Consider the following 17491-nt stretch of genomic DNA (forward strand, 5'->3'; position numbering starts at 1 on the left):
GTCATGTCATCCGATCCGATAGTGGGTCGATCGTCGGCCGGCTTGCGTAGTGCTTCGCTTGCGATCATGGTCACCGGCATGATGCCTATTGAGGTTATGCAACGTCCTCGTTTACTGCCGCAGAGAAGCTTTCCGCGCTACGCCTATTTGCCCGGCCGGATGCCCCATCCCGTACGGGATCCGGCGGGGCATAGTTACCAGATCGCACCTGTGCCGGTTCTTCCGACACTCGATTCCGATGAATTTGCGTGGGGAGCGGACCTTTTCAACCATGGCTATTACTGGGAAGCGCATGAAGCCTGGGAAGGGATCTGGCAGGTCGCGGAAAGAGGCAGCGTGCTGCGCACGTTGCTCAAGGGGCTGATCCTGCTCTCTGCCGCCGGTGTGAAGATCCGCGAAGGCAAACGCGCACCGGCGATGCGTCATGCCGGCCGCGCCGTCGGGCTGTTTCGTCAACTGTCTAAAGTCCCGCATGACGCCTTTTCGCACGCACTCGGAATGTCGCCGGCGATGCTTGCTGATATCGCCGAAGCATCAGTGAACGCTCCACCGGTCTTGAGGGCGACCGCGCCCGGACAGCCCGAATCGGTCTACGGTTTCATTCTGGGAAGCGATTGCGGATTGACGAGAAGAGCGTCGGTTGGTCGCGAAGAAGACCCGCAAGCGAGCTAACATGGAGCCAATGCCCGGTGACCTTCAAACCTCCATCACGTCTTCAAACGATTCCGGGAAAGTCTGGCGCGCCACCTTCTCGTTGATCACAAGCATCGCCTCATAGGATGTTGGATCGAAATCCTTGTCCGCTGCCACCACTTCCCGCCCAAAGAGCAGGTTTAGTCGGGCGGCGTCCAGATTGCCGCGCTCAAAAGGCTCCGCTCCGAAATGGTGCCAAAGCGCATGCAGGAAGGCAGCATCGACCCGGTGTTCCGATGAGCCCGGCCGCGCACGGCGAGGAAGGGGCTTGATCGGCGTCACACCCCTGGGGTTCGCGCGGCGGATGGTGAACTGAATGCCGCTCCCCGGCATGCCGGATGGAAAGCCGCGGTGCTTCGTCATGTCTGCAAGCTTGGCCATCGCTGCCTCTCCTTCGCAATCGATCCTATCATTTTTTCAATGTCGGGCTCGCCGATGGCGATACCCGCAGCCACAACACGCCCCAATCTTGGGCTCGAATTGTAGACGATATATTTCCAAACCCGTAACATGATACCTGCTAGTTTTCGATCGTAATCGGTCGAACAGGCTTTGAGGCCGTTTGAGCGCAAGCAACATGACGAGGCCAGGATGCGAAGACAGCTTCAGCAAGAAATTCTGGATATGCTGGCACGGGGTTCTTCCCTCGAGGACGCCTGCGATCGCATTTGTGAGCATGCTGAACGGCTTGCGGCCGGCGTCCTTTGTTCAATTGTGACCGTTGATCGTGACGGTCTCCTGCATCCCCTGGCGGGGCCAACGATAGCGAAGACCTATTCGAACGCCCTCGATGGAATACCGATTGGACCTGATGTCGGCTCTTGCGGCACGGCTGCCCATTTCCGCAGGCCGATCGCCGTCACCGATATCTTTGCTGACCCGCTTTGGATCCCCTATCGGTCGCTTGCCGACATCCTTGCAAAGGAACATGGCGTCAAGGCGTGCTGGTCCAGCCCCATCCTGCGCAGTGATGGCCGCGTGCTTGGGGCGTTTGGGTTTTATTACAAGGACAATCGCGGCCCCACCCCCGAAGAACGAATGATCGTCGCCGAGTATCTCGACCTTTGCTCACTGGTGCTCGAGCGCGAGGAGGTGAAAGCCGACAATCAAAGGCTGGCCTTCTTTGACAACCTCACCGGCTTCGGCAATCGCGCCAATTTTCTCAAGACGTTGGAGGCAGCCATCGACGGCGGCGCTGGCCCTCTTTCGGTTCTGCTCATCGATATCGATCATCTCGGCCGGGTCAACGACGCCTTCGGGCATGCGACCGGCGACAGGCTGATCCTGGAGGTTGGTCAAACGGTTGCACGGATCGCAGCGCCGGTGGCCACTTTCAGGGTGGACGCCGATGAGTTCGCGGTATTGATCGAAAATCGTTCGACGGAATTGTCCGCGGTTTCGGCGGAAATTCTACGCGCCATCGAGAACCGGACACCACGGCGCAACGAACATCTCCTGCCGGTCTCGGTCACCTGCGGAGGCGCAATCTCCGAACCGTCCCAGCCGCCCGACGTTCCGACTTTTCTGCAACACGCAAATCTCGCGCTCCACCACGCCAAGCGGACAGCCAGAGGCGGGTTCGTGCTGTACAGCGACGATCTTGCCGGGGCTATCGCAAACCGGTTCCGGGTGCTGCAGACCGTGACGAGCGCCTTGGCCGAAGATCGGATCGAGGCGCACTATCAGCCGATCGTCAGCCTCGCAACGCAGGAAATTGTCGGCCTTGAGGCGCTCTGCCGCATTCGTCTGGACGGAGGGCAGATCCTCTCAGCCGGCGCGTTCGCCGAGGCGCTCCAGGATCTGTCGATGGGCCACCTCCTGACGGATCGAATGCTGGAGCAGGTCGCGCGCGACATTAGATACTGGCTCGATCTTGGGATGTCGTTTCAATATGTCAGCGTCAACGTGTCGATGGCGGATTTCAATCAGGGAAACCTCTGCGAGCGTATCAAAAGCGTTTTTGCCCACCACCGCACGCCCCTCAAGCACGTTGTGCTCGAGGTGACGGAAACGGTCTATATGGACGAAAAGGACGGTAAGGTCGCACAGGCGATCGAGGAACTTCGCAGGGAAGGGCTGCTTGTGGCACTCGACGATTTCGGCACGGGTTACGCCTCTCTCACGCATCTGCTGAATTTTCCGGTTGACATCATCAAGATCGACAAGACCTTCATCGACCGGATGTCGGACGGACCCGGCGCAGTCATCGTCAAAGCCCTTCTCGACATGTCGATCGGTCTCGGCACCCGCATCGTGGCCGAAGGTGTGGAAACCGAAGATCAGGCGGACCGTCTTCGGCGCCTCGGATGCCCCTATGTACAGGGATATCTGTTTGGCCGTCCGGTTGACCGCGACAGGACAACCGAAGCGTTGCGCGCTGATACTTTCGCTCTGGCAAGCAAGGCGGGACAAAAGGCCTAGAGCCGTTCATCGCTTATCGGAATCGTCAGGGATTGAACGAAGCCGCTTTCGCGGCATTTGGAGCGCGGGATTTGCATGAATGCGCGATCGTGTCCCGCCAGGTGATGTAGCTCGGCGGTAGCGAAGCCGCTCGCGAGCGTGCCCTCAACAGCGCCGTAGTGAGCGGGCGGCGGAGCGGTGGTCATCGATGTTCTCCGGTAGCGTCGGGTTGCTGACACCAACCTGATTCGAAGGAACCACCGATGACCGACGACATGATGAACCTGCGTGCGTTCGTGGAGAAGTCCCCCGACGCCGATCTTTTGCGCGAGATGATCGGTTTTGCCGCCGAGCGGCTGATGGAGCTGGAGGTGGGCGCCGCCACCGGTGCCGGTTATGGCGAGAGGAACCCGCTGCGGACGGCCCAGCGCAACGGCGACCGCGAGCGGGATTAGGAGACGCGCGCCGGAACCGTCGAGCTGCGCATTCCGAGGCTCAGGAAGGGCTCTTACTTTCCAGGCTTCCTGGAGCCGCGGCGCATGGCCGAGAAGGTCCTGACGGCGGTCATCCAGGAAGCCTACGTGCAGGGAATGTCGACCCGCTCGGTTGACGATCTCAGCGCAAACGCAGTTTGTCGCGTGGTCAAGGCCATGGGCAAGGTGCCCAAGCGTGCCGCCATCATGGATGATGCCGAAGAAGACGTTCTCGCCTATATGACCTTCCCGAAGGAGCACCGCGCCAAGCTGCACAGCACCAACCCGATCGAGCGCCTCAACGGCGAAATCAAGCGCAGAACCGAGGTCGTCGGGATCTTCCCCAATGATGACGCCATCGTCCGCCTCGTCGGCGCGATCCTGCTCGAACAGAACGACGAATGGGCTGTCCGGCGCGCCAGATACATGACGCTGGAAACCAGCAGCCAGATGAGCGATGATCCGCTCATCAGCCTGCCAGCCGTGGCGCGCTGATCATCCCGGCCCATGCCGGAGAACGCGGCGACCCAGCCGCCACCTACATCACTCCCTGGGACATGATCCGCCCCGCCGCCGTAAAACCGGTTCGGGGGCCGATCACTGCACTTGAAATTTATCACGACAGATGACATGTTAGGCGCGACACTTGACGCGGAGAATGGTAATGGCCCTCGCAGCAAAACCCCCTTCCTCACTGGTCGCCGGTGGCGAATTGCAAAAGATCGAAGCTCTGCTGGGTGGCTCGCGGGTGCTTGCGCGCCGACTGACCAGCGCGCTCGATGCGCATGAGCTGCTGTTGCACGGCCTACCGGCCTCGGCGCTGGATCACCTTGTCGGCAATCTCGTCGTCATCGGCAAGAACGAGTCGCTTGAAAAGGCGGTCGGCATGAGCTTGCGCACATGGCAGCGACGGAGGGACACGCCGTCCAAGCCGCTTAGCCAAGAACAGAGCGGCCGGGCCTGGAAATTCGCCGAAATCCTCGCTAAGGCGACGGACGTCTTCGGCTCACAGGCCGAGGCCGAGCAATGGCTGGAACGTCCCGCAGTCGGGCTTGATCAGCGTCGCCCGATCGACCTTCTCGGCACTCCGGCCGGCGTCGAGCTGGTGGAGGATCATCTCGACCGCCTCGATTACGGCGTCTATGCATGAACCTTCTGCCGATTGCGCTCGGCGGGACCGAGCTTGTCGCATGGCGACTCGATCAGACGGTCCATGCGCAGACATGGGATAGTGGCGAGGGCGCGTATCGGGTTGGTGGACGCTGGAACAGCAAGGGCGTTCGCGCGGTCTACTGCTCCCTCGATCCGGCGACGGCGATCCTGGAGGTGGCAGTCCACAAAGGCTTCCGGGCGCTCGATACGGTTGCGCACATAATGACAGCGGCCGTCATTTCCGCTCCCGCCGATGTCCACGTTGTCGATCCGACGACCGTGCCAAATCCGAACTGGCTGCGGCCGGGCATTCCCGGCGCGGGGCAACAGGCCTTCGGAGACGAGTTGCTGCGCCAACACCGCTTCGTCGCCATCCCCAGTGCGGTATCGACGCACAGCTGGAACCTGATCTTTCTAGCGGGCGGCCCGGCAGGCGCCTATGTGCTCAGATTCCAGGAAGCGTTTGCGCTTGACACGCGTTTGCATCCACCCGGCCCCTAGACATTCGGGAACTGGATGAACCCAGCTCTGCTGGCGTCGTCGTGATGGATCAATTCAAGCGGCTAGAGTCCCGGGCGTCTTTTGTGAATCTGCGGGGGATTGAACGAAGCCGCTTTCGCGGCATTTGGAGCGCGGAATTTGCATGATGCGCTTCTGATTTGAAGGATTGGGCTGTTTTAGCCCAACCTTTGTACAGGAGATGACGATGAGTGAGATGAGCCCGCTACGCCGGCGCATGATCAATGACATGACGATCCGCAATCTTTCACCAGCGACGCAACGATCGTATTTACATGCAATGTCGAAGTTCTCGCGCTATTTCGGGCGATCGCCAGACCGTCTTGGACTGGATGACGTGCGCGCGTTTCAGGTGCATCTGGTCTTCCGTCAAAACTTGAAACGCTAGCGGTCCGTAGCCTTGATGACGCGCTGACCATCAGAACCGCCAGCTAGCTCGATCACTGCGACAACAGTCGTGCCGCCATTACTCTGCAGCCTCGTTGCTGCGTTCGAGGTAATGCCCAGTCAGGAAGGAGCGATAGGCGTCTGCGATACCCTCCTTCAGCCCTATCTTCGGCGTCCAGCCGAGAGTACGGAGCTTGTCGGCACTCATGAGCTTACGTGGAGTGCCATCCGGTTTGGTGAGGTCTCGCGTGATCTCGCCTTCGAAGCCGACGACCTCCGCAACGAGCGCGGCCAATTCGAGGATGGTAATGTCTTCGCCGGAGCCGACATTCACATGACTTTCGGCGGAATAGGTCTTCATGAGATGGACGCAGGCGTCGGCGCAATCGTCGACATGCAGGAATTCGCGCTGCGGCGTTCCGGTACCCCAGATGCGCATGTCTTTCTGACCGCTCATCTTGGCCTCATGCGCCTTGCGTATCAGCGCCGGCACGACATGGCTCGAATCGAGGTCGAAATTGTCGCCCGGTCCATAAAGATTGGTAGGCATGGCCGAGATGAAATCACTGCCATGCTGTTTTCGATAGGCAGCGCAAAGCTTCAATCCGGCAATTTTGGCGATCGCATACCATTCGTTCGTGGGCTCGAGCGATCCGCTCAGAAGCGATTCCTCAACGATCGGCTGATCGGCGAATTTCGGATAGATGCAGGACGAACCCAGAAACATCAGTTTTTCGACGCGAACCTTATGAGCTGCGTGGATGACGTTAGCCTGGAGGATCAGGTTGTCGTAGAGGAAGTCGGCCGGATAGGTATCATTGGCAAGAATGCCGCCGACCTTCGCAGCCGCCAGGAAGACGGCGTCGGGACGGTTATTTCCCATCCACGCCTCCACCTGCTCCTGTCGTCTCAGGTCGACCTCGGCGCGCGTGGCCGTCAAAATCTCGCAGCCCTCGGAGGCAAGACGTCGCATGATCGCCGAGCCCACCATGCCGCGGTGGCCCGCGACATAGACCTTTTTTCCGGCAAGGCTGTAGATCACCTCAGGCATGGACCAAGCCTTTGTTCGCACCGACCGTCGGAACATTTCGTGCCATGACTTTCAGGTCTTCGCGAACCATCTCCGAAACCAGTTGATCAAGACTGGTCTCATGTTTCCAGCCAAGCTTCGTATGCGCCTTCGTCGGATCGCCGAGCAGAAGATCGACTTCTGTAGGGCGGAAGTAGGCCGGATCGATCTCCACCACACAGCGGCCGGATATCGTATCATATCCTTTTTCCTCGACACCCTCCCCACGCCAATCGATCGGCATGCCCACCCTGACAAAGGCCTTTTCGACAAAGGAGCGAACCGAGTGCGTTTCGCCGGTCGCAAGAACATAGTCCTCCGGTTCGTCCTGCTGCAGCATCAGCCACATGCCGCGGACATATTCTCGTGCATGCCCCCAATCACGCTTGGCGTCCAGATTGCCGAGATAGAGCCGGTCCTGCAGGCCAAGATGGATTGCAGCGGCCGCCCGGGTGATCTTTCGGGTCACGAATGTTTCGCCGCGGATCGGGCTTTCATGGTTGAACAGGATGCCATTCGAGGCATGCATGCCATATGCCTCGCGATAATTGACCACGATCCAATAGGCATAGAGCTTGGCAGCCGCGTAGGGGGATCGGGGATAGAAAGGCGTCGTTTCGCTTTGGGGAACTTCCTGCACCTTGCCGTACAGCTCGGAGGTGGACGCCTGATAAAAGCGGGTCTTCTTGGTCAGGCCCAGAAGACGAATTGCTTCGAGCAGCCGCAGCGTTCCGGTTCCATCCGCGTTAGCCGTATATTCCGGCGTTTCGAAGGAGACTTGGACATGGCTTTGTGCGGCAAGGTTATAGACCTCGTCGGGCTGCGTTTCCTGAACGACCCGGATGAGATTGGTTGAATCGGTCATATCCCCGTAATGCAGGATAAAGCGAGGGCTCTCGACATGCGGATCCTCGTAGAGGTGCTCGATACGATTGGTATTGAAGGACGACGAGCGCCGCTTGATGCCGTGAACGATATAGCCCTTGTCCAAGAGCAATTCGGCCAGGTATGCACCGTCCTGTCCGGTCACGCCGGTGATCAGCGCAACTTTCCTGTTATTTCTCATTCCGGTATCCATGGTCGCTCTCCAACTCGAATACTAACGCTATCTTTGAATGCTGGTAGTGTAGGAAAGGCGCGAACGCCGATGAATTTCTCTGGCAATCCGACGTTCTTTCGCTGCTTTAGGTCGTCGTTTTGTAGTATTTCATCAACGATCTCGAGAACAACTCGGAATCGCCGAACGTATAAAGGGCGTGCTTTCTTGGCTTTACGCCGTTTATCGCGATGGAAATCTCCGGGCTGCGTGAAGAAGCCCTCAGCTGCTGAAGGCAAAAATCGACGGCTCGGCGGCTGGTTTTTGCCCATCTGACAACCATGAGCGTCCTCTCCGCGATCGCTGTCAGATGCACTGTATCGGTAGAGGCAAGCACGGGCGCACTGTCGAAGATCACAACCTGGCCATTTGCCCGGGCCATTTCGATGAGTTCCGCAAGATCGGCCAGACGGGTATGCCGAAGGTGGCTGGGGTTGCCGGCGGGAATGAAGTCGATACCGCTTGGATGATGATAGATGATGTCGTCGATTTCAGCCTGTCCGCACATGAAATCGTTCAGTCCGTGCTTGAGTCCCGACTTGAAAAGCGAGTCGAGTTTTCCGCGCCGAAGGTCGCAATCGACGAGCAGCACGGGGGTTCCGTTGGCTGCGAGTTCGATGGCCAGCGATCCGGCGACAAGCGATTTGCCCTCGCCGCTATGGGCGGACGTGACGACAATGCTGGCTGGAAGCTTCCCGCCATTGGTTTGTTTGAGCGAAATCATGACGGTGCGAATTGCTTCATCGAACATGCCGCCTTGAATTTGCCCAAAGAGGACCGACGGATTTCGCCGGGTTGCCTGACTCAGGCGCGGTATGAAACCGGCAGGTACGAAGCGTCCCATCCCGATCAGTTGGTCGAAGCTGCGGACAGATTTGTCCATCATTTCTACCGCGAAAGCGGCCGTTGCAGCGATCGCGGACGAAGCCACAAGAGCACCGATCAGATAGAAAAGCCGGCCCCGTCCTTGTGGCATGAGCGGTACCGCAGCCGGCGACAGAACTTCAACTTCCGCGCCAGGCAGCATGGCTTGTGCCGCAAATACGCGACGCTGTTCCTCCAGCCTGTCCAGGGCTGTCTGTTCCCTATCGGCGACGCGCTCCAGTCGCGCCAGCTCGATTTTATCAAGTGTGGAGTGAGACCGCAGATTGTAAGCCGCCGTCAGGGCGGATCGGACTGTGCTGTCTTCACGATCAAGCGCAGCAAGCTTGGCGCGCAGCGATTGAACATAGCGATCGACGGCAGTGCCGAGATCGGCGCGCGATTTGACAATCTTTGCACGCAGATCGACGACTGGCTGGGCGTCGCTACCATATATGTCGAGAAGACGCTCGAGATCCTGCTGCTGTGCCCGAAAGTCACGTTCCATCGCGCTGATACTGTCGGGGATGGAGTCATTCTGCGTGGCGAGCGAGGCGTCGCCGGCCGCCTCCAGGGTGGTGATTACTGCTTTTATATCGACGCGGTCCTTTTCAATTTTTGCCTGCCGGTCGCTCAGTTCCATAATGGATTTGATCTGTTCGCTCTGAGCATCGTCATTCGGGACGATACCCGTGGTTTTTTGATATTCGTCGGCGGCATTGCGCGCCGCATCGGTGCGGCCCTGCTGCTCCGCTATGCGCTGTCGAAGCCACCCTTCTGCAGCATCCAGACGATTGCGAGCACTCTCTTCCCGCTCTTCAAGGTAAATATCGATCAGGCGATTGGGCACAGCGGCCGCCAATTCGGGATCATGCGTATCGAATCCGATTCGGATAACACCGCCCGGGCCGTCCCGGATCACCTGGAGCGCCCTGTAATATTCCTCGATAACCGGCTCGAGCCTGTCTTGCTGCGGCACGGGCGGCTTACCGCTGTCGATCAACTGCCGCAGACTAGCCTTGATCTCGCTGATCAGAGACGGTTGACGCAGTGCCGGATTGAATTCCGCCCGCTCGTCGAGCCGCAGATCGCGAATGACACGTTCCGCCACGCTCCTGGACCGCAGCCGCTCCGCCTCCGATGCGACATTCAAGGGGTCATTGCCGCTGTCGTCGCTGTTCACCGATTTTGCCAGCGGCGCGTGGATCATAAGCCGGGACTCGGCATGATAGCTCGGCTGCATTCCCAGGATCATCACGGTGGCAACCGTCATCGTCAGAACCACCAGGCATGCAATCATCACCATCCTGCGGCGGAGCAGGCGCAAACCGGATGCCAGATCGAAATCATCCGATCTCGTCTCTGCCTGAAACCGGGGTTCATAGTGCATCGTTCTGATAGGAACATTCCGATCTGGCGGAAAAGTCGAGATTGTCATGATGCGCTAACCCTTGCTTGAGGTTGCGTGGAGATGGCCTCGTAGAGTTTTTCGATCGACCGCATATATGCTGTCATACTGAAATGGTTGAGGTAGTGGACGCGGCCTTTGATGGAGAGCTCAGCGCGCATTTCGGGGTCCGTAACCAGCTTTGCCAGGGCCGCAGCCAGAGCATCCTGGTCCCCGACAGGGACGAAGACACCGGTTTTGCCGTCGGAGATGACCTCCTCATGCGCTCCAACCCGCGTGGTGACGACGGCAAGGCCGTGGGCCAGTCCTTCAATGACGGCCATGGCCAGGCCTTCGGCATGCGAAGGCAGGACGAGAATATCGGCGCGGGCGCATAAGTCCTTGATCTCGTCGGCCCCAAGCCAACCTGGCATCTCCACCAGGTCGGATAGCCCCATCGCGGCGGCTTGGCGGCGGTAGTCCTCGACCGGCCCATCACCTGCCAGCACGGCTCGCCACTGTAACTCTTTCATCATCGGATGGCTGAGCGCCAGCAACAGCTCCGGCACGCCCTTGCGTTCGCTCAAACGGCCGAGAAAGACGATGAGTGGCGTCTGGCCAGCAGGAGGCCTGCGCCGCGCGCCGGGATCGGGGACACAATTGTGGACGACGACGACGCGGTGACCGTCTACGCCGAGAAGCGTCGTCAGCGTCACGTGATCACGCTGGCCAAGTGCCACCACGCAATCGGCATTTTGAAACATCCGCCGGATGAGCGCTTGTTGGCGTGGAGAACGGGCAGCAAAATCGCTGGCGTAATCATAGTCGTGCAAGTGCAATATGTGAGAGCAGCCCAGCACACGGGCGGCCTCCGTCAGGATCAGCTTTCGTGATGTGCTGCCGCGACCTGCGACATGGATATGGTGAATACGCGTGGGAGCAACGACCCGATCCCTAGCCATCGTCAGGATGGCGCCCAGCAGGCGCAGGGACGACGTCGCCGCGGACCATCGAGGCCCTCTGGTGTCGGTGACGAAGTGCGTTGCGCCGGCCTGCCTTGCTGTGCTGGTTATATAACCGACCAGCCTGCCGATCCCGCCGCCGTTCTCGCAGCCGCCCGGGACATAGTGGCGTACACTTGCCATTTGAGCTCTTTCCGCCGATGCCTTCATCAGCATGATCGGACGACCTCGCGATAGACGGCTGCAGCCTGAGCTCCAACCTGCTCGGGTGAATTCGGTCCCCTGGCCCAGGCAAGCGCGTTGGCGCCGAGATTGTTTCTGAGTTCGCTGTTTTCAGCCAATGTGCGGATGGCCTTTGCGAGGTCTTCCGCATCCCCGGGCGAGACCACCATTCCAAGCCCATTCGGCTGAACTGTCGTGCGCAATTCGCCGACGTCGGTGACGATGACAGGTTTGCCGAAGGCAGCGGCAAGGTTGAGTACCCCGCTTTGAGAAGCTTCCGTATAGGGGAGCACAACGATATCGGCATCGAGGAAAAGCTGCGCAACTTCAGCATCTTCGATGAAGCGGTTGCGGATATCATAGCGACCGGCGTCCCCCATCAGCGGCTGGAACAGCCAGGGGTTGTCACCGCGGCCCGCGACCGTAATGCGCAGGTTCGGAAGCGCATCCTTGAGCATCGCTTCGGCGCGGATCAAATGTTCCAGGCCTTTGTAAGCAAAGATCCGTCCGAAAAGCAGGACGCGCAGAGTTCCATCGGCCTGGCCTCGCGTCAGATTTTGCTGCCGGGCGAGTTCCGCGTAACGCTGTATGGCGGGGTGCGACAAGACATGGACGCAGTCTGGAGATTTCGAATATCGATCGAGCGCCATCCGCTTCAGCTCTTCACCATGAACGACGAGGTGTCCGGATTGTCTTGCCATCAATTCCGGCGCCCAGCCGGGCAGGGTGCGGGTATCGGAATCTCCCGGATGTACATCGACATCATGGACGGTCGTGATGAGCGGGATCGGCCGCCAGAACGGAGCGGCGAAATTCAGCCAGAGCGTGCTATTGCTGAGAAGATGAATAAGGTTCGGCTTTTCGTTCCGGATGAGTCGGGTCAACTGATGCAGGAACCAGGGATTGGCGAGCGAACGGTGCCGCGGCCAGTCCAGCAGGTGCAAATCGATTGCCGGATCGAACCAGGATGCAAGATGCGCGTAGCGTCGGCGCGGGACGCCGAGAACGACATCAAGGTGCCGCGCGACACCGCCGGCGAAGGCGATCGTGTAATCTTCCAGTTCGGAAACGAGCAGCAGCGCCTTCATTTCGCTGCCTCCGATAAGCCGATGTCCCGGCCGAACCGGGGGAGATTGCGGACTGAACGCAATGCGTCGCGTGTGCGTCTGAGCACGTTTGGTTCGCCAGCGAATAACAGCCCTTCGAAGGCAAGCTTGATGCGGGTACGCGCATCAGCGCCGGCCAGCTCCGCCGATGCCACCCAGTAGGGATAGTGATCCGTCAGGCTTAACCGTGCCGGTATCTCGTGGATTGAAAGAAACCTGTTTGTCGCTTCGACGGTGCGCTGCCAATGGGCCATTCTCCGTCGCAACATCGCGGCATCATCGACCGGCCGATACCAGTTGTTGTTGTGGATCCGGTAGAAGCCGAGTGAATCCGGCAAAGAAGCGACGTCCCCGAGAAACGGATAGATCCCCGTGAGCCATGCATCGGCCGAAATACGGAACTGATCCGGGATCGGTCCTGCAGCATCCCACGCGCTGCGCCGAACCGAGATGGCTGAGGTCATCGGGAAGGGCCACCAGCCGGCCGATCTGGTCAGCAGTGCCGAGAGATCTCCGGAACATAGCGTCCGGGGGATCGGCTTGAGGATTGACGATCCATCGATCGAAACCGGCTGAAGTCGGTGATAGACAAGCGATACCGCAGAATCCAACTGAAAGGCAGCGCGTGTCGCCGACAGTTTGCCCGGAGCCCACCAGTCGTCCGCGTCCAGAAAACAAAGGATACCGCCGCTGCTGAGCTTTACCGCAGCATTGATCGCGGCTGCCTGTCCCGAATTTTCCTGGAAGAGTACCTTCACCCTGTCATCATAGGCTTCTAGTACGGAGCGCGACTGGTCGCTCGATCCATCATCGACGACGATGATCTCGACGTCGGGGATATCCTGGCTCAGGACGCTGTCGATCGCGCGTCCGACGAAACGGCCATAGTTGTAATTGTTGATGAGAACGCTGATCCCTGACTGCTCCATGACGCCCTCAAGCGGCTTGCAGCACGACAAGGCTGCGCAGCAGCATGGTCGTGCTATCGTCCGGGAGACCGGCCCCGCCATTGCCCCCAGCACCTGGAACCTCGCGGATGGCTATATCAGGAGCGCTCACGCGCCCAATCTGGTTTTTTTGGGGTAGAGACAGTGAGGCAGGCGTTGACGCCGCCGCGACCGGTGAAGCTCTCGTCGTGGAGCATGCCGAACCAGGATCATAACGCGAAACCATAGCAATCCCAACCTTCCAAGCATCGCTGCGGACAGCCTGCGTCGGAACCCTCAATTCGCCAAAAAACCGTGGCGCAACGTGGCGTGCTTTGCTGTCCGCACCTTTGCAAGCTACCGGCGAATGGAGATGGGTAAAATCTGCTCTTATGGGCAATCCCGCAGGCTTAGGGCCTATCCTTTGGGGTAGGTTCCAGACGCCTGCTTAAGCGTAACCACGTCTTTGGGTGATGGGTGTCTGCATTAGGCGTAGCCGCGCCGTCATTTGCGTGAGTTGACTGCGCGGATGTTTGGATGGTTGTTCTTGTGTGTAGCAGCGTAGCTGTGAAAGGAGATACATGCCTTTCCAGACTGACGCGATCAACAGCCGCTCCTTTGGCCAGCTCGGCAAGGACCGACAATGAGCGTATACGGTCTTAGAACTACAAGCGGGCCGGCCATCACTTGGCGAAGCATAGAATGCTGGGGAGCCGGTATATGCCTGTTCCTGCAGACGGGTGCGCTTTTTCCGCTTTTGCTATCAGATCCGGACGGAGGGTTGAGCGATCACTCCAAGTCGCTGCTGCGCCTCGTCAGCCTACCCGTCTATGCATTTACAATACTGATCCTGATAAGAAATTTACCGCTCTTCCTCGTGGCGCTGAGACGCAATCTGCTGCTCCCGCTGATCATCTTGTTGCCGTTTTTGTCCATCTTGTGGTCGATCAGTCCATCGCTGAGTCTGCGGCGCGCCATCGGCCTGTTGTTTACCGTGCTTCTTGCCTACGTGCTTGCAATGCGCTTCACGCCGAGACAGCTGCTTTTGCTGGTCTTTGCGACTTTGGGAACGTGTATCGTACTGAGCCTGGCGATGTTCGCGGTGGCGCCTCATCTTGCCCGTATGCCCATGGACAGCGAGATGCGAGGCATCTTCATCAACAAGAACAGCCTCGGCTGGTATTCGAGCATCATGATACTGGCGGCGGCTGTCGTGCTGATCGACGGCACTCTCGGCTTGCGGCGAACCGCATTTATCCTGCTGGCTGCGAGCGGGATTTGTCTTGTTGCTTCAGGATCGATGACTGCGACGATTGCGATCGCCTCGGCATTTTGCCTGATTGGATTCTATTCAGCCCTGCAGAGAAGCAGCGGCATCGGCCGCATCCTCCTCATCCTGCTGTTCGTTCAGCTCGCGGCTGGCCTTCTCATCTCGCTTCACGAGTTCCTGGTTCCGTTCCTCGAAGCGCTCGGTAAGGACGCCACTTTGACAGGTCGCGTGCCGTTGTGGGAGCTGGTCGACCGCCAGATTGCCAGCCACTTGATGTTCGGCTTCGGCTATCAGGCGTTTTGGACGGAAGCTAACCCCGGAGCATGGTCCATCTGGTCCGAAATCCTGTGGATGGCGCCTCACGCCCATAATGGTTACCGCGACGCGATGCTCAGTTTCGGCATCATCGGCACGGCCTTCTTTGTTCTGCTGCTTTTGCGCGCAGTGCGCCAGGGGGCGATTCTTCAATGCCGCGATCCGCAATATGGCTGGCTCTGGCTCAATGTCTTCACCGTCATGATCTTGGTGATGAACCTGACCGAGAGCATTTTTCTAATCCAGAATGACGCCATTTTCATTCTGTTCAGCACGGCTATCATCATGTTCTCGCTGCATGTGCCCGTCGTTTCGGCAGAGGCCGATCAAGGGTGGCGGATGCCCATGACGGCGCCGGATCCATCAATCCCATGAGACCTCGTTTCACACTGTCCTGTTGCGTACTGCTTGCAGCGCTCTCACCACGCCTGGGCAATTCTGCGCCGGTGAGTTCGGACAAAGACGCGCCCGACATCATGCATAAGGCAATCCAGGCAGCGACCTGCGCCGAGGCCGCGCCAGGCGCATTATCCGACGAACTCAACGGAATTCTCCCTGGCGATGCGGTGACCGGCACAGCCGCGGGACGCGCGATATTCTATGTGTCGCCTGCCGGCAAAGACACTTGGAGCGGCCGTCATCCCGAGCCGAATGCCACCGACGGACCCTTTGCCAGCATCGAGCGCGCGCGCGATGCTGCGCGGGAAGCAGGCGGCCAGAGCATGATTGCCATGGAGGGTGGAGATTATTATCTAGCCCGCCCCGTTGTCTTTGATGCCAGAGACAAGGGCCTGGTCATCACGGCGAGATGCAACCAGACACCTGTCTTGCATGGCGGTCGGCTTGTGAATAACTGGGTGTCACAGACTGCCGGACGCTGGAGGGCGCCACTGCGCTTGCCGACGGACGAGGCCGTCGGCGATCTCTTCGTCAACGGGGTTCGCCAGGCCCTGTCCCGCTTTCCGAACGCTCCTTCCGACGGAGATCCGCGCAAGGGATGGCTGTTTGCCGCCAAATGCAATCCGGCGATTGACCAATGGGAAGGCAATACGCGCTTTTGCTATCATGCCGGCGACGTCCCGACGCTTGAAGGCGCATCAGGGCTTGTCGTCAACATTGTCGGTGGCTTCAAGCCTGGAAGCCAATGGGGCAGCGACACACTGCCGGTCGTTTCGATCGACGCTGCAACGCGGACCGTTCAAACCAAGGGCACCAGCTATTTCTTCACCGCAGAAGGCAGCCGCTATTTCCTGACAGGAGCAGCGTTTCTCGATGCGCCCGGAGAATGGCGCTACAATGTTGCAGCAGGCCAGCTCGACTATATCCCGGCCGAGGGACTGTCACCTAATTCTACTGTTGTGGCCGGTATGCTGCCGACATTCTTCCGGCTGGAGGGTGCCGATAACATGGTCGTATCAGGGCTCCAGTTTCGTGACGGAGCGCCTGAAGGCAGCGGTAAATTCTATACCGACACCAGAGGGTTCGGCGCCATACGGCTTGAACACGCCAACGGTGTCAGGCTGCTCGGAAATCTCATCGAAAATGTCGGCGTCGGCATCCATGTGACTGAGAGCAGCGATGTTCTGATCGCCGGCAATGTGATCGGAGATATCGCCGGCAACGGCATCTATGTCGGCACCACCTATGGTAGTTTCGGCAAATCGAACGGCGTCAGAATTCTGTCGAACCATATCCATGACATCGGAAAGGTCTATTTCGAGACGGCAGGCATATGGTTCCAGGCAGGCGACGGTATGCGGATCGGCAATAACCTGATCGAAAATACCGCACAATTCGGGATCGCCGGCGGCTCCCTTTGGGGTGCCCAGGACGCAGTCCACGACGCGATCATCGAACACAATGTCGTGCGCAACGCCAATCAGCAGACGGCCGACGGCGGTGCCATCAAGATGATGGGCGAGCAGGCCGACCTCCTGAACAGCACCATCCGCTATAATCTCGTCACCGGGACAGGGCATCTCATGAACAGGGCCGATGGCACCTTCTGGCCTCTGGGATACGAAAATATCAATGAATGGCCGTCTCCGATCAGCTGGGCGATATACACTGATGGCAAGGCGAGTGGGGTGCGCATCAAAGGAAACACTCTTTCCGGCAATGTCTGTGCGATCGGGATCAACGGCGGCTGGAATAACCTGGTGACCGGAAACACCATCTCAAACGGCTCGGGCGCGGCCTTCCGCGTGGACGACGGCACCGGTTGGGGATGGCATCCACCGTGGGCCGTCCCGAACCGGATAGAGGACAATATCGTCTCGATCGATAACAGCAACGGGGTCGCCGCCTTCGTCTACGCGCCCGATCACGGGACTGGATCCGTGCAGTTCGCGCGCAACCGCTACAGCGGCAATCTGAACAACAAGAGCTTCCGGATCGATCCGGCGATCATGCGGTGGGGTGTTTTTGGCAGCCTGGCCGATCTTCAGAGAGCCGGTGCGGACAGGGACAGTGTCTTCACTCGTCCCAATGATTGATATCGCCGGGATGACCGGCAACGGAGCCGCATGAGCTGTGGCTCGCGCCGGCATGCGGTAACCGGTGACGATGCGCTCGTTCCCCGGCCCGGCGGTTCAGTGCAATACGGAGACCCCGATAGTGGGCGGGACAACGTTGTTGACCGCGAGCTGCGCCA

15 protein-coding genes and 1 pseudogene are annotated in these 17491 nt (G+C 59.1%); 8 read left to right on the top strand and 8 right to left on the bottom strand.

The annotated features are described in order from the left end of the window. Positions 1 to 3 precede the first annotated feature (3 nt). Positions 4 to 672, top strand: a complete 669-nt coding sequence (locus FHT87_RS02280; RefSeq protein ID WP_246698153.1) for a DUF309 domain-containing protein — start codon at positions 4 to 6, stop codon at positions 670 to 672. 24 nt (positions 673 to 696) lie between these two features. Here the strand turns inward: FHT87_RS02280 and FHT87_RS02285 are convergent, their stop codons facing one another. Further along, on the bottom strand, positions 697 to 1074 hold the full coding sequence (locus FHT87_RS02285; RefSeq protein ID WP_183733008.1) for a hypothetical protein: 378 nt from the start codon (positions 1072 to 1074) through the stop codon (positions 697 to 699). 243 nt (positions 1075 to 1317) lie between these two features. Here FHT87_RS02285 and FHT87_RS02290 point away from each other — a divergent pair, with 243 nt between their 5' ends. Further along, complete coding sequence (locus FHT87_RS02290) at positions 1318 to 3114, top strand: EAL domain-containing protein (RefSeq protein ID WP_246698166.1); 1797 nt, start codon at positions 1318 to 1320, stop codon at positions 3112 to 3114. On the opposite strand, the gene FHT87_RS31085 is transcribed toward FHT87_RS02290, so the two are convergent. Continuing rightward, on the bottom strand, positions 3111 to 3299 hold the full coding sequence (locus FHT87_RS31085; RefSeq protein WP_183734217.1) for a hypothetical protein: 189 nt from the start codon (positions 3297 to 3299) through the stop codon (positions 3111 to 3113). The genes FHT87_RS02290 and FHT87_RS31085 overlap by 4 nt on opposite strands. A 57-nt stretch (positions 3300 to 3356) precedes the next feature. Here FHT87_RS31085 and FHT87_RS02300 point away from each other — a divergent pair. The 4 genes and pseudogenes from FHT87_RS02300 (at position 3357) to FHT87_RS02315 (ending at position 5625) form a co-directional block, all read left to right on the top strand. After that, a pseudogene (locus FHT87_RS02300) lies at positions 3357 to 4061 on the top strand (transposase). Between the two features lie 169 nt (positions 4062 to 4230). Continuing rightward, positions 4231 to 4716 (top strand): DUF2384 domain-containing protein, encoded by a 486-nt coding sequence (locus FHT87_RS02305; RefSeq protein ID WP_183733002.1) that lies wholly within the window; start codon positions 4231 to 4233, stop codon positions 4714 to 4716. Continuing rightward, a complete protein-coding gene (locus FHT87_RS02310; protein WP_183732999.1) occupies positions 4713 to 5219 on the top strand; it encodes an RES family NAD+ phosphorylase in 507 nt (168 codons plus the stop codon). The genes FHT87_RS02305 and FHT87_RS02310 overlap by 4 nt, the downstream gene beginning before the upstream one ends. A gap of 205 nt (positions 5220 to 5424) precedes the next feature. Next, on the top strand, positions 5425 to 5625 hold the full coding sequence (locus tag FHT87_RS02315; protein ID WP_183732996.1) for a phage integrase N-terminal SAM-like domain-containing protein: 201 nt from the start codon (positions 5425 to 5427) through the stop codon (positions 5623 to 5625). A gap of 78 nt (positions 5626 to 5703) precedes the next feature. Here the strand turns inward: FHT87_RS02315 and FHT87_RS02320 are convergent, their stop codons facing one another. The 6 genes from FHT87_RS02320 to FHT87_RS02345 form a co-directional block, all read right to left on the bottom strand. Next, positions 5704 to 6675 carry a GDP-L-fucose synthase gene (locus FHT87_RS02320; protein ID WP_183732993.1) on the bottom strand — a complete coding sequence of 324 codons (972 nt, stop codon included), beginning with the start codon at positions 6673 to 6675 and terminating at the stop codon, positions 5704 to 5706. Next, positions 6668 to 7771, bottom strand: coding sequence for a GDP-mannose 4,6-dehydratase (gene gmd, locus FHT87_RS02325; protein ID WP_183732990.1), 1104 nt, complete (start codon positions 7769 to 7771; stop codon positions 6668 to 6670). Before gmd ends, FHT87_RS02320 begins: the two co-directional genes overlap by 8 nt. Before the next feature lie 106 nt (positions 7772 to 7877). Continuing rightward, positions 7878 to 10088 carry a polysaccharide biosynthesis tyrosine autokinase gene (locus FHT87_RS02330; RefSeq protein WP_183799137.1) on the bottom strand — a complete coding sequence of 737 codons (2211 nt, stop codon included), beginning with the start codon at positions 10086 to 10088 and terminating at the stop codon, positions 7878 to 7880. Next, positions 10085 to 11215, bottom strand: a complete 1131-nt coding sequence (locus FHT87_RS02335) for a glycosyltransferase family 4 protein (protein WP_183799140.1) — start codon at positions 11213 to 11215, stop codon at positions 10085 to 10087. Before FHT87_RS02335 ends, FHT87_RS02330 begins: the two co-directional genes overlap by 4 nt. Beyond that, the gene (locus tag FHT87_RS02340) at positions 11209 to 12309 is read right to left on the bottom strand and encodes a glycosyltransferase family 4 protein (RefSeq protein WP_183732980.1); all 1101 of its coding nucleotides are present in this window, start codon (positions 12307 to 12309) and stop codon (positions 11209 to 11211) included. Before FHT87_RS02340 ends, FHT87_RS02335 begins: the two co-directional genes overlap by 7 nt. Next, positions 12306 to 13256 (bottom strand): glycosyltransferase, encoded by a 951-nt coding sequence (locus FHT87_RS02345; protein WP_183732977.1) that lies wholly within the window; start codon positions 13254 to 13256, stop codon positions 12306 to 12308. Before FHT87_RS02345 ends, FHT87_RS02340 begins: the two co-directional genes overlap by 4 nt. Before the next feature lie 640 nt (positions 13257 to 13896). Between FHT87_RS02345 and FHT87_RS02350 the strand changes: the two genes are divergently transcribed. Continuing rightward, positions 13897 to 15213, top strand: coding sequence for an O-antigen ligase family protein (locus FHT87_RS02350; RefSeq protein ID WP_183732974.1), 1317 nt, complete (start codon positions 13897 to 13899; stop codon positions 15211 to 15213). Continuing rightward, a complete protein-coding gene (locus FHT87_RS02355) occupies positions 15210 to 17333 on the top strand; it encodes a right-handed parallel beta-helix repeat-containing protein (protein ID WP_183799143.1) in 2124 nt (707 codons plus the stop codon). Before FHT87_RS02350 ends, FHT87_RS02355 begins: the two co-directional genes overlap by 4 nt. Positions 17334 to 17491: the final 158 nt, after the last annotated feature.

The organism is Rhizobium sp. BK316, assembly GCF_014193695.1.
GTDB lineage: Bacteria > Pseudomonadota > Alphaproteobacteria > Rhizobiales > Rhizobiaceae > Rhizobium.